Origin of the sequence: Enterobacter sp. P82 (assembly GCF_037053385.1) — a bacterium.
Taxonomy (GTDB): Bacteria; Pseudomonadota; Gammaproteobacteria; order Enterobacterales; family Enterobacteriaceae; genus Enterobacter.
Genome location: NZ_JBALHX010000001.1, coordinates 640,636 through 653,172, shown reverse-complemented (window position 1 = coordinate 653,172; position 12,537 = coordinate 640,636). Strand labels below are relative to the sequence as shown.

At 55.7% G+C, this 12,537-nt stretch carries 15 protein-coding genes; 13 read left to right on the top strand and 2 right to left on the bottom strand.

Annotated elements, in window-relative coordinates:
- The first annotated feature begins 2 nt into the window (after positions 1-2).
- Both fliT and amyA read left to right on the top strand, forming a co-directional pair.
- On the top strand, positions 3-377 hold the full coding sequence (gene fliT / locus WB237_RS02990; protein ID WP_128348961.1) for a flagella biosynthesis regulatory protein FliT: 375 nt from the start codon (positions 3-5) through the stop codon (positions 375-377).
- 52 nt (positions 378-429) lie between these two features.
- Positions 430-1,917: an alpha-amylase gene (amyA, locus tag WB237_RS02985; RefSeq protein ID WP_336210153.1), complete on the top strand. Its 1,488-nt coding sequence runs from the start codon at positions 430-432 to the stop codon at positions 1,915-1,917.
- Positions 1,918-1,959: 42 nt separating this feature from the next.
- Here amyA and yedD read toward each other — a convergent pair whose 3' ends face one another.
- Complete coding sequence (gene yedD, locus WB237_RS02980; RefSeq protein WP_336210151.1) at positions 1,960-2,373, bottom strand: lipoprotein YedD; 414 nt, start codon at positions 2,371-2,373, stop codon at positions 1,960-1,962.
- Between the two features lie 74 nt (positions 2,374-2,447).
- Positions 2,448-2,762 (bottom strand): flagellar hook-basal body complex protein FliE, encoded by a 315-nt coding sequence (gene fliE / locus WB237_RS02975; protein ID WP_028019587.1) that lies wholly within the window; start codon positions 2,760-2,762, stop codon positions 2,448-2,450.
- Positions 2,763-2,990: 228 nt separating this feature from the next.
- Here fliE and fliF point away from each other — a divergent pair, with 228 nt between their 5' ends.
- From fliF to fliP, 11 genes are all read left to right on the top strand, one after another.
- The gene (gene fliF, locus WB237_RS02970; protein WP_336210146.1) at positions 2,991-4,670 is read left to right on the top strand and encodes a flagellar basal-body MS-ring/collar protein FliF; all 1,680 of its coding nucleotides are present in this window, start codon (positions 2,991-2,993) and stop codon (positions 4,668-4,670) included.
- Positions 4,663-5,661 (top strand): flagellar motor switch protein FliG, encoded by a 999-nt coding sequence (fliG, locus tag WB237_RS02965; RefSeq protein WP_008500327.1) that lies wholly within the window; start codon positions 4,663-4,665, stop codon positions 5,659-5,661. The genes fliF and fliG overlap by 8 nt, the downstream gene beginning before the upstream one ends.
- A complete protein-coding gene (gene fliH / locus WB237_RS02960; RefSeq protein WP_114979711.1) occupies positions 5,654-6,361 on the top strand; it encodes a flagellar assembly protein FliH in 708 nt (235 codons plus the stop codon). The genes fliG and fliH overlap by 8 nt, the downstream gene beginning before the upstream one ends.
- A complete protein-coding gene (gene fliI / locus WB237_RS02955) occupies positions 6,361-7,731 on the top strand; it encodes a flagellar protein export ATPase FliI (RefSeq protein ID WP_114979712.1) in 1,371 nt (456 codons plus the stop codon). Before fliH ends, fliI begins: the two co-directional genes overlap by 1 nt.
- Positions 7,732-7,752: 21 nt before the next feature.
- Positions 7,753-8,196, top strand: a complete 444-nt coding sequence (fliJ, locus tag WB237_RS02950; RefSeq protein WP_006811155.1) for a flagellar export protein FliJ — start codon at positions 7,753-7,755, stop codon at positions 8,194-8,196.
- The gene (gene fliK, locus WB237_RS02945) at positions 8,193-9,422 is read left to right on the top strand and encodes a flagellar hook length control protein FliK (RefSeq protein ID WP_336210140.1); all 1,230 of its coding nucleotides are present in this window, start codon (positions 8,193-8,195) and stop codon (positions 9,420-9,422) included. Before fliJ ends, fliK begins: the two co-directional genes overlap by 4 nt.
- A gap of 106 nt (positions 9,423-9,528) precedes the next feature.
- Positions 9,529-9,999, top strand: a complete 471-nt coding sequence (fliL, locus tag WB237_RS02940) for a flagellar basal body-associated protein FliL (RefSeq protein WP_028019592.1) — start codon at positions 9,529-9,531, stop codon at positions 9,997-9,999.
- 4 nt (positions 10,000-10,003) lie between these two features.
- The gene (gene fliM, locus WB237_RS02935) at positions 10,004-11,008 is read left to right on the top strand and encodes a flagellar motor switch protein FliM (RefSeq protein WP_028019593.1); all 1,005 of its coding nucleotides are present in this window, start codon (positions 10,004-10,006) and stop codon (positions 11,006-11,008) included.
- On the top strand, positions 11,005-11,418 hold the full coding sequence (gene fliN, locus WB237_RS02930) for a flagellar motor switch protein FliN (protein WP_114979714.1): 414 nt from the start codon (positions 11,005-11,007) through the stop codon (positions 11,416-11,418). Before fliM ends, fliN begins: the two co-directional genes overlap by 4 nt.
- A gap of 2 nt (positions 11,419-11,420) precedes the next feature.
- The gene (fliO, locus tag WB237_RS02925; RefSeq protein WP_336210136.1) at positions 11,421-11,795 is read left to right on the top strand and encodes a flagellar biosynthetic protein FliO; all 375 of its coding nucleotides are present in this window, start codon (positions 11,421-11,423) and stop codon (positions 11,793-11,795) included.
- Entirely contained in the window at positions 11,795-12,532 is a 738-nt protein-coding gene (fliP, locus tag WB237_RS02920) for a flagellar type III secretion system pore protein FliP (RefSeq protein ID WP_008500316.1), read from the top strand. The genes fliO and fliP overlap by 1 nt, the downstream gene beginning before the upstream one ends.
- Positions 12,533-12,537: the final 5 nt, after the last annotated feature.

Genomic DNA, 12,537 nt, shown 5'->3' with positions numbered 1-12,537 from the left:
TAATGAATAATCCCAGCGCAGCGCTTAGCCACTGGCAGGCGTTACATGCTCAGAGCATTGCTATGCTAAATCTCGCACATTCTGGTCAATGGGATGCGCTTATCGAGCAGGAAATGCATTACGTTCAACTGGTGGAAAAGATTTCGCAAACTCCCATCATGTCATGCCCTCCGGCTCAAGTTGAGCAAGCGCGTGCGCTGCTGGAAATGATCCTTGAGAATGAGAATACGCTAAAGGCGCTGCTGAAAGTCCGGATGGACGAACTGCGCAGTCTCATTGATCAAACCGGTAAACAGCAATCCATCACATCTACCTATGGAAAGCTGTCAGGAAATATTCTTTATCCAGAAAGTTTGACCCGCGACACACAATTATGATTTCTTCATCCATACTCCAGAAGTCAGCCAAACGGCTTCTGGAGCACGGACGATGAAAAACCCCACCCTGTTACAATGTTTTCACTGGTACTACCCTGCTGGCGGTGAATTGTGGCGAGAGGTCACGGCATTAGCCCCCAATCTTAACGAAATCGGCATCAATATGATCTGGCTGCCACCCGCTTATAAAGGCGCGTCCGGCGGTTATTCGGTTGGGTATGATTCTTACGACTTGTTCGATCTCGGTGAGTTTGACCAGAAAGGCAGCATCGCTACCAAATACGGCGACAAAGCACAGTTACTGGAAGCCATTGACGCGCTCAAAAACAACGACATTGCCGTGCTGCTGGATGTGGTGGTGAATCACAAAATGGGGGCAGATGAGAAAGAGTCTGTCCGCGTTCAACGTGTGAACGAACAGGACCGTACGCAAATCGACGATGAGATCATCGAGTGCGAAGCCTGGACCCGCTACACCTTCCCTGTCCGCGCCGGGCAATATTCGCAGTTTATCTGGGATTACAAATGTTTCAGCGGTGTCGACCATATTGAAAACCCCGCTGAAGACGGAATCTTTAAAATCGTCAACGACTACACCGGCGAAGGCTGGAACGATCAGGTTGATGATGAAATGGGTAACTTCGATTATCTGATGGGCGAAAATATCGACTTTCGCAATCACGCCGTCACCGAAGAGATCAAATACTGGGCCCGCTGGGTCATGGAGCAGACGCGCTGCGACGGTTTTCGTCTGGACGCCGTTAAACATATTCCCGCCTGGTTTTACAAAGAGTGGATTGAACACGTACAAGAAGTCGCGGAGCAGCCGCTGTTTATTGTGGCGGAATACTGGTCCCACGAAGTGGATAAGCTCCAGGCCTATATTGACCAGGTTGAGGGTAAAACGATGCTGTTTGACGCCCCCCTGCAGATGAAATTCCACGAAGCGTCACGTCAGGGCCGGGATTACGACATGAGCCAAATCTTCACCGGTACGCTGGTGGAAGCCGATCCGTTTCATGCGGTAACCCTTGTGGCTAACCATGACACCCAACCTTTACAGGCCCTGGAAGCTCCGGTCGAACCCTGGTTTAAACCCCTGGCTTATGCGTTGATCCTGCTACGGGAAAATGGTGTGCCGAGTGTCTTTTATCCCGATCTCTTTGGCGCGAGCTACGACGATACGGGAGGAGACGGCGAAACGTACCATATCGACATGCCGGTCATTGAGCAGCTCCACGAATTGATCCTCGCTCGTCAGCGTTTTGCTCACGGCGTGCAGACGCTCTTTTTTGACCATCCTAACTGTATCGCCTTCAGCCGCAGCGGTACCGAGGACGATCCCGGCTGTGTGGTCGTGTTGTCAAATGGTGACGATGGAGAGAAAGTGATTTGTCTTGGAGAAAACTACGGTAATAAAACGTGGCGTGATTTTCTCGGCAATCGTGAAGAAACCATCGCCACCGCGGCAGATGGCGAAGGGACCTTTACCTGTAATGGGGGGAGCGTCAGCATTTGGGTAATAGAGGAGGCGCTGTAGAAACAATGCCGGGTAAGCGTCAGCGCCACCCGGCAAAATTGGTTAAGGCGCCTTACTCTCCAGCGGATTTTTGCTCAGGTAATCAGCACACTCAACCGTAGGGCGGTCGACTTTCTGCAGCTCCATCCCATCGTACTCAAGCGTTAAACCATCGCGATCCAGCGGATAGATATCCAGCTTGCGGGTCACGTTGTAATAACTGTCTGAACGCAGCATGATTTTACCCGGCACGGCAATCACGCGCTGCCATTGACGGCAGTCAAGCGTATCGCCCTCTTCCGTCACCACCAGCGTGGCAATCGCCTCCGGGCTGACCATTTTGCTCTGCGGCCCTTTTGACTGCCAGTATCCCGCCAGTTCCGCCGGAACAGGATGCTTGATCACTTCTTTATAGTTATCGACCTGAACGCACCCGGTCAGTGCCAGCAGCGCACCAGCAATTGCTATTTTTTTCATCACCTTTCCTGCATTCGAAGAAAAAAATATTGTGGCATTAAAGCGCTAAGGCTGCCAGCGAAGATCGACAGGTCTTAAACCTGCATCCCCATCACTTCCTGGTAAGCCGACACCAGTTTGTTACGCACCTGGATCCCCATCTGCAGGGACACCGAAGCTTTTTGCAAATCGGTCATCACATCATTCAGGGCCACACCCGGTTCACCGAGGGTGAACTTCTCTGCCTGGGTCCGTGCGGCGGTCTGGGTATCGCTGATACGGTCAAGAGCGGCATGCAGTTGCCCTGCAAAGCTAATGCTCGGCTGTTGTTCTGCCACATTCTGATTACGGGCCGTCATCGCCGTTGCCTGCAACTGACTGATTACCCCTTCAATACCCTGTATAGCCATGACTCTCCCCTGGATGGTTTTTTACGCGGTCAAGACTAACAGCTTGTCAATAAGATAATGGCGGTAAATAACGTGAAAAAACCAGGTTATTTGACGCATAGAAAATCACGAATCATCAAATAATGGCAGGGCCATCAATATGGAACTTTTGTCGTGTTTGCCGACCCGGGAGTCAGTTTTGTTTCTCTACACGAATAACGTAAACCACCAGGATTTAAGAGGTGCGCAATGAGTGCAACAGCATCGACAGCGCCACAAAATAAATCACTCGAGTGGATGAACCGCCTTCGCGCGAATCCTAAAATCCCGTTGATCGTGGCAGGCGCTGCCGCAATTGCGATCCTTGTAGCGATGGTCCTGTGGGCGAAAAGCCCTGATTACCGGACGCTCTACAGTAACCTTTCCGATCAGGATGGCGGCGCCATCGTCACCCAGCTTACCCAGATGAACATCCCTTATCGCTTTGCCGATAACGGGGGTGCGCTTGAGGTACCGGCAGATAAGGTTCACGAACTGCGTCTGCGTCTGGCGCAGCAGGGGCTGCCGAAAGGTGGCGCGGTCGGTTTTGAACTGCTGGATCAGGAAAAATTCGGTATCAGCCAGTTCAGCGAGCAAGTGAACTACCAGCGTGCGCTGGAAGGCGAACTGGCTCGTACCATTGAAACGTTAGGCCCGGTGAAAAGCGCCCGTGTGCACCTGGCGATGCCTAAACCTTCTTTATTTGTCCGCGAGCAGAAATCACCTTCCGCTTCCGTTACCGTGAATCTCGAACCTGGCCGCGCGCTGGACGAAGGGCAAATTAGCGCGGTGACGCATCTCGTCTCCAGCGCTGTCGCCGGTCTGCCACCGGGTAACGTGACGCTGGTTGACCAGAGTGGTCATCTGCTGACGCAATCCAATACCGCCGGTCGCGATCTGAATGACGCGCAACTGAAATATGCCGCGGATGTTGAAAACCGTCTCCAGCGTCGTATTGAAGCGATCCTCGGTCCGGTTGTGGGCAACAGTAACGTGCACGCGCAGGTGACCGCGCAGATCGACTTCTCTAATAAAGAACAGACCGAAGAACAGTACAGCCCGAACGGTGATGCCGCTCAGGCGGTGATGCGTTCTCGCCAGATCAATTCGAGCGAACAGTCTGGTGGTGCGTACCCTGGCGGTGTTCCGGGTGCGCTGTCTAACCAGCCCGCGCCGGCTAACTCAGCACCGATTTCTACACCGCCGGCTAACCAGCAGAACGGTCAGCAAAATAACCAGCAGACGACATCAACGGCCAATAATGCCGGTCCGCATACCAGCAGTCGTAACGAAACCACGAACTACGAAGTGGATCGGACGATTCGCCACACTAAACTGAACGTGGGCGATATTCAGCGTCTTTCTGTTGCGGTAGTGGTGAACTACAAGACGCTTCCAAATGGCAAACCGCTGGCGCTGACAGCCGAGCAGATGAAGCAGATCGAAGACCTGACCCGTGAAGCAATGGGTTACTCCGAGAAGCGTGGTGATAGCCTCAACGTGGTGAACTCACCGTTCAACGCGGTGGATGAGACCGGCGGTGAACTGCCGTTCTGGCAACAGCAGGCGTTTATCGATCAGCTGATGTCCGCGGGACGCTGGCTGCTGGTGCTGATTGTCGCGTGGCTGCTGTGGCGTAAAGGCGTTCGTCCACAGCTCCAGCGTCGTGCTGAAGCCGAGAAAGCCGCTCGCGAACAGATGAGTGCGCGTCAGGAAGTGGAAGAAGCGGTTGAAGTACGCCTCAGCAAAGATGAACAAATGCAGCAACGCCGTGCTAACCAGCGCATGGGCGCTGAGGTGATGAGCCAGCGCATTCGCGAAATGTCAGATAACGATCCGCGCGTCGTGGCGCTGGTCATCCGCCAGTGGATGGGTAACGAACATGAGTAATACGCTTACAGGCACCGATAAAAGCGTCATCCTGTTGATGACCATTGGCGAAGATCGCGCGGCAGAGGTGTTTAAACACCTCTCCCAGCGAGAAGTGCAAATTCTCAGTGCGGCCATGGCCAACGTGCGTCAAATCTCCAATAAACAGCTGACCGAAGTGCTGTCGGAATTTGAGCAGGAAGCCGAACAGTTTGCCGCGCTCAACGTCAACGCCAACGACTACCTGCGCTCCGTGCTGGTCAAGGCGCTGGGCGAAGAACGTGCTGCCAGCCTGCTGGAAGATATTCTGGAAACGCGCGATACCGCCAGCGGTATCGAAACGCTCAACTTCATGGAACCACAGAGTGCCGCCGACCTTATCCGCGACGAGCACCCGCAGATTATTGCCACCATCCTTGTCCACCTCAAACGTGGTCAGGCGGCCGATATTCTGGCGCTGTTCGAAGAGCGTCTGCGCCACGATGTGATGCTGCGTATCGCGACCTTCGGCGGCGTACAGCCAGCCGCACTGGCGGAGCTGACAGAAGTACTGAACAACCTGCTCGACGGCCAGAACCTCAAGCGCAGCAAAATGGGCGGCGTAAGAACGGCGGCGGAAATCATCAACCTGATGAAAACCCAGCAGGAAGAGGCGGTTATTACCGCTGTACGCGAATTCGACGGCGAGCTGGCACAGAAAATTATCGACGAGATGTTCCTGTTCGAAAACCTGGTCGAAGTGGACGACCGCAGCATCCAGCGCCTGCTCCAGGAAGTGGACTCCGAGTCGCTGCTTATCGCCCTCAAAGGTGCCGAGCAGCCACTGCGCGAGAAGTTCCTGCGCAATATGTCTCAGCGTGCGGCAGATATCCTGCGCGACGACCTAGCCAACCGTGGCCCGGTACGTCTGTCCCAGGTGGAAAACGAACAGAAAGCGATCCTGCTTATTGTTCGTCGTCTGGCGGAAACCGGCGAGATGGTGATTGGCAGCGGAGACGACACCTATGTCTAATGAGATGCCGTGGAAGCGCTGGACACCGGACGATCTGGCTCCTCCCCTCTCTGAATTCACGCCAGCGGTGGTATCGCCCGAGGCACTCGACCCGGATGCTGAGCAGCCTGAACTGAGTGAAGAAGAGCAACAAGCACAGATGCTGGCTCAGCTGCAAATGCAGGCGCACGAGCAGGGTTATAATGCCGGTCTGAACGAAGGCCGGCAGAAGGGCCACGAGCAAGGGTATCAGGAAGGTCTGGCGAAAGGGTTAGAGCACGGTATTGATCAGGCGCGTCAGCAGCAAGCACCGATCCATGCCCGCATGCAACAGCTGGTCAGCGAGTTCCAGCACACGCTGGATGCGCTGGACAGCGTGATTGCCTCACGACTGATGCAGATGGCGCTGGAAGCCGCGCGTCAGGTTATCGGCCAGACGCCAGTGGTGGATAACACTGCGCTGATCAAACAAATTCAGGGGCTACTGCAACAAGAGCCGCTGTTCAGCGGTAAACCTCAGCTGCGCGTTCACCCGGACGACCTGCAGCGCGTGGAAGAGAGCCTGGGGGCGACGCTAAACCTGCACGGCTGGCGTCTGCGCGGCGACCCGTCGTTACATCACGGCGGCTGCAAAGTCTCTGCCGATGAAGGTGACCTGGATGCCAGCGTGGCTACCCGCTGGCAGGAACTGTGTCGCCTTGCGGCACCGGGAGTCGTCTGATGACCGCACGCCTCACCCGCTGGCTCACCACGCTCGACAACTTTGAGACGAAGATGGCGCAACTGCCATCTGTTCGTCGTTATGGGCGACTCACGCGCGCCACCGGGCTGGTACTGGAGGCCACTGGCCTGCAGCTTCCGCTGGGGGCGACCTGCGTCATTGAGCGTCAGGATGGACAGGAAACACGCGAAGTCGAAAGCGAAGTGGTCGGTTTTAACGGCCAGCGTCTGTTTCTGATGCCGCTTGAAGAGGTGGAGGGCATTCTGCCCGGTGCTCGCGTATACGCTAAAAACATTATCGGTGATGGACTGCAAAGCGGGAAACAGTTGCCGCTTGGCCCTGCCCTGCTTGGTCGCGTGCTGGACGGCAGTGGTAAACCGCTTGACGGCCTGCCTTCTCCGGACACCACTGAAACCGGCGCGCTGATCACTCAACCCTTCAACCCCTTGCAGCGTACGCCGATCGAGCATGTGCTCGATACCGGCGTGCGTCCGATCAACGCCCTGCTGACTGTAGGCCGTGGACAACGTATGGGCCTGTTCGCCGGGTCTGGTGTGGGGAAATCCGTCCTGCTCGGTATGATGGCGCGCTACACTCAAGCCGATGTTATCGTCGTGGGTCTGATCGGCGAGCGTGGGCGTGAAGTTAAAGACTTTATCGAAAATATTCTGGGGGCGGAAGGCCGCGCCCGCTCGGTGGTCATCGCCGCACCGGCAGATGTCTCGCCGTTATTGCGTATGCAGGGTGCAGCCTATGCCACCCGTATCGCCGAAGATTTCCGTGACCGTGGCAAGCACGTACTGCTGATCATGGATTCCCTGACCCGTTACGCGATGGCACAGCGTGAAATCGCGCTGGCTATTGGTGAGCCTCCGGCGACTAAAGGCTACCCGCCTTCGGTATTCGCCAAGCTCCCTGCCCTGGTAGAACGTGCCGGGAACGGCATCAGCGGCGGCGGCTCCATTACCGCATTCTATACGGTACTGACCGAAGGCGATGACCAGCAGGATCCGATTGCCGATTCCGCGCGTGCGATCCTTGACGGTCACATTGTGCTGTCGCGTCGTCTCGCCGAAGCCGGGCACTATCCGGCCATTGATATTGAAGCCTCTATCAGCCGCGCAATGACGGCGCTGATAACCGAGAAGCACTACGCCCGCGTGCGTAATTTCAAACAACTCCTCTCCAGCTTCCAGCGTAACCGCGATCTGGTCAGCGTGGGGGCGTATGCCAAAGGCAGCGACCCGATGCTCGACAAAGCGATTAACCTGTGGCCGCAGCTGGAGGCGTTTTTGCAACAAGGCATTTTTGAACGTGCCGACTGGGAAGATTCAATTCAGGCACTGGAGCTGATTTTCCCGCAGGTGTAACACAGGTGGAGGGCGAAGGTTATGGCGCAAAACAGCGCGTTATCAACGCTGAAAGATCTGGCTGAAAAAGAAGTTGATGATGCCGCATTGCAGCTTGGCGCAATGCGACGCGGGTGCCAGCAGGCTGAAGAACAGTTGAAGATGTTAATCGACTATCAGCATGAATATCGCACCAACCTCAATACCGATATGACACAGGGCATTGGAAGCCAGCGCTGGATTAACTATCAGCAGTTTATCCAGACGCTGGAGAAGGCGATAGAGCAGCATCGCCAGCAGCTTAACCAGTGGACCCAGAAAGTCGATACCGCGCTGAATTTCTGGCGCGAGAAAAAACAGCGGCTGCAGGCCTGGCAAACCTTACAGGACCGGCAGATTGCAGCCTCGACCCTGGCGGAAAACCGTCTGGATCAGAAAAAAATGGATGAGTTTGCCCAGCGCGCATCAATGAGGAAACCGGAATGATCACACTGCAACAACTGCTGATGAGCGACAGCGACCTGTCAGGCGGCACGCTGACAGGGAAAGGCACTGACGGTGCGCAAGACTTTCTCTCTCTACTGGCGGGCGCCTTGACGGATGCAACCGGCAAAGGCAAGGATGCGCCACTGACCCTGGCTGACCTGAAAGCCGCTGGCAGTAAGCTGTCAAAAGTCGCTCAGGACGCCAGGGGCGATACCACGCTGCAGGCTAAAATTGCGGACCTGCTCTCGCGTCAGGGTACGCTGAATGGCGATGAAACATCCTCAACCACGCCGCTGGAAACGCTGGTCTCCGGGCTGACGCCGCTGTCAAAGGGAGATGCCCTGAAGACCCTGAATACAGCCAGCAAAGATGACAGCAAAAACGAACTGAGCGAAGAAGAGCTGGCAGGTTTAAGTGCGCTGATGGCGATGCTCCCCCACCAGCAGACCAGCACAGCTCACGCGGCAGGCACTGACGGTATTACCGCGAAGTCTGTTCTGAGTTCAGCGACGCTTGCACAGAATGGCGCGGGACAATCGTCCCAGAACACCCCGCTGGCAGGCCATGATAAAGCACTACTTTCTGCGTCTTATCAGAGTCAGGCGAAACACAGCGACCCTGCTCTGCCTGACAACGCGCCCGCGACACCGGCTGTGACCGTTGCAGCGGAGAAGCACGAACTCGCCAGCGCGTCGTCTTCAACATCGCCGACCGCAACCCTGGCGCCAGTGATGTCCAGCCATGCGACCAGCCAGCCAGCCGCCACCGTTGCCACCGCGCCGGTGTTAAGCCAGCCTCTGGGGACTCACGAATGGCAGCAATCCCTGAGCCAGCACATCACGCTGTTCACTAAACAGGGACAACAGACAGCAGAGCTGCGTCTGCACCCGGAAGATCTGGGTCAGGTGCAAATTTCGCTTAAACTGGATGATAACCAGGCGCAACTGCAGATGGTCTCAGCGCACAGCCACGTGCGTGCAGCACTGGAAGCAGCCCTGCCGGTACTGCGGACATCGCTGGCTGAGAATGGTATTCAGCTTGCGCAGAGCAGTGTCAGCAGTGAGAGCTTTGCCGGGCAGCAGCAGTCCTTCTCCCAGCAGCAACAGCAGGCTTCGCGTTCCGGTAACACCGGCGGTTTTAATGAAGAGAGTGATGAGTTACTGCCTGCCCCTGCCGCCCTGCAATCCGCAGCGCGCGGTAACAGTGCTGTAGACATCTTCGCCTAAACGCCAGAGGTAGCGTGATTATCCCCGTCTTTTCCACGCTTTGACGACAGCAGGACACGGGATAATCACCTTATTAAGCTGTACCGAAACAGGAAGCTCGTATCAGATGACTGACTCCGCTATCACCAAAAAAAGTAAGCGTTCCATCTGGATCCCGCTGCTGGTGTTGATCACGCTCGCCGCCTGCGCTACCGCGGGCTATAGTTACTGGCGTATGCAGCAGGAACCTTCGACCGCTGCGGCCAAAGCCGAACCTGCACCACCGCCGGCACCGGTATTTTTCCCTCTCGATACCTTCACCGTGAATCTCGGTGATGCGGATCGTGTGCTGTATGTCGGTATTACGTTGCGCCTGAAGGATGAGGCCACGCGCGCGCGCCTGAATGATTATCTTCCGGAAGTGCGTAGCCGCCTTCTGCTACTGTTCTCTCGTCAGGATGCTTCGACGCTGGCCACCGATGTCGGCAAGCAAAAGCTGGTCGACGCCATTAAACAAACGCTGGCGACCCCGCTGGTAAACGGCCAACCTAAGCAGGAAGTCACTGACGTTCTGTATACAGCCTTCATTCTGCGGTAACGACATGGGCGACAGTATTCTTTCTCAGGCAGAAATCGATGCGCTGCTTAACGGCGACAGCGATAAGAGTGATGATCCGCAACCGGGTCTTGGCGGCGATAGCGATATTCGCCCCTATGACCCGAATACCCAGCGTCGCGTGGTACGTGAACGTCTGCAGGCGCTGGAGATCATTAACGAACGTTTTGCACGTCAGTTCCGTATGGGGCTGTTTAACCTGCTACGTCGTAGCCCGGACATTACGGTCGGTGCGATCCGTATTCAGCCGTATCATGAGTTTGCCCGCAACCTGCCGGTGCCAACCAACCTTAACCTGATTCATCTGAAGCCGCTGCGCGGCACTGGACTGGTGGTGTTTTCGCCAAGCCTGGTGTTCATTGCGGTGGATAACTTGTTCGGCGGCGACGGGCGTTTCCCGACCAAAGTAGAAGGTCGTGAATTTACCCACACCGAGCAGCGCGTAATTAACCGTATGCTGAAGCTGGCGCTGGAATCTTACAGCGACGCGTGGAAAGCCATTAACCCACTGGACGTGGAGTACGTGCGTTCTGAGATGCAGGTGAAATTTACCAATATCACCACCTCTCCAAACGATATCGTCGTCAACACACCGTTCCATGTGGAAATCGGTAACCTGACCGGGGAATTCAACATTTGCCTGCCGTTTAGCATGATCGAACCGCTGCGCGAACTGCTGGTTAACCCGCCGCTGGAGAACTCACGCAACGAAGACCAGAACTGGCGTGAAAACCTGGTACGTCAGGTTCAGCATTCGCAGCTTGAGCTGATCGCGAGTTTTGCCGATATCCCGCTGCGGTTATCCCAGATTCTGAAATTACAACCCGGCGATGTTCTGCCGATAGAAAAACCCGACCGCATTATTGCCCATGTGGATGGTGTCCCGGTGCTGACAAGCCAGTACGGCACACTTAACGGTCAGTATGCGTTACGCGTTGAGCACTTGATCAACCCGATATTGAATTCGCTGAATGAGGAACAGCCCAAATGAGTGACATGAACAATCCGTCCGATGAAAACAGCGGAGCACTGGACGATCTGTGGGCTGACGCGTTAAACGAGCAACAATCCGCCCCGAGCAAAAGCGCGGCGGATGCGGTATTCCAGCAGCTTGGTGGGGGTGATGTCAGCGGCACACTGCAGGACATCGACCTGATTATGGACATCCCTGTTAAGCTGACCGTGGAACTGGGACGCACCCGTATGACCATTAAAGAACTGCTGCGCCTGACGCAGGGTTCCGTGGTGGCTCTGGACGGCCTGGCCGGTGAGCCACTGGATATTCTGATCAACGGTTATCTGATTGCCCAGGGTGAAGTGGTGGTGGTTGCCGATAAATACGGCGTACGTATCACCGATATCATTACCCCATCAGAACGTATGCGTCGTCTGAGCCGTTAAGCATGAAAACTCAGGCAACAATATCACAACCTTCTGCCGTCCCCGGCTCACCTCTGCTCCAGGTGAGTGGGGCATTGTTCGGTATTATTGCCTTTATTCTTATCGCCGCATGGCTGGCGAAACGCGTTGGCCTGGCGGGTAAAACCGCCGGTGCTCGCGGTCTGAAGGTCAGCGCCAGCACCACACTCGGGCCACGGGAACGCGTGGTCATTGTCGATGTGGAAGATGCGCGTCTGGTTCTAGGCGTCACTGCCTCAAACATCAACGTATTACATAAACTGCCGCCCGCTCCTGTTGTGGTGGACGAGCGCGCAGTCGCCCCTGCGGATTTCCAGTCCGTTATGAAGAGTTTGCTTAAGCGTTCCGGGAGATCCTGATGCGCCGTTTGTTATCCCTTACGCTTGCAGGCGTGGGCCTGTTTGCTCCCGCGGTTTATGCGCAACTGCCTGGTCTGGTCTCAACGCCCCTCGCTGGCGGCGGCCAAAGTTGGTCGCTCCCGGTTCAGACACTGGTTTTCATCACCTCGCTGACGTTTATTCCGGCCATCCTGCTGATGATGACCAGCTTCACCCGCATCATCATCGTCTTTGGTCTGCTGCGAAACGCGCTAGGAACCCCTTCCGCACCGCCAAACCAGGTTCTGCTGGGGCTGGCGCTGTTTTTGACCTTTTTTATTATGTCGCCGGTAATCGATAAGATTTATACCGACGCTTACCAGCCGTTCAGCGAAGACAAAATCTCCATGCAGGAGGCGCTGGATAAAGGCGCGCAACCGCTGCGAGAATTTATGCTGCGCCAGACGCGTGAAGCGGATCTGGCGCTCTTTGCTCGCCTGTCCAACACCGGTGAGCTTCAGGGCCCGGAAGCGGTTCCGATGCGTATTCTGCTGCCCGCCTATGTCACCAGCGAGCTGAAAACCGCGTTTCAGATTGGCTTTACCATTTTTATTCCGTTCCTGATTATCGACCTGGTGATCGCCAGCGTGCTGATGGCGCTGGGTATGATGATGGTTCCTCCCGCCACTATTGCCCTGCCCTTTAAGATCATGCTCTTTGTCCTGGTCGATGGCTGGCAGCTGCTGGTCAGTTCTCTGGCCCAGAGTTTCTACAGTTAAGGAAC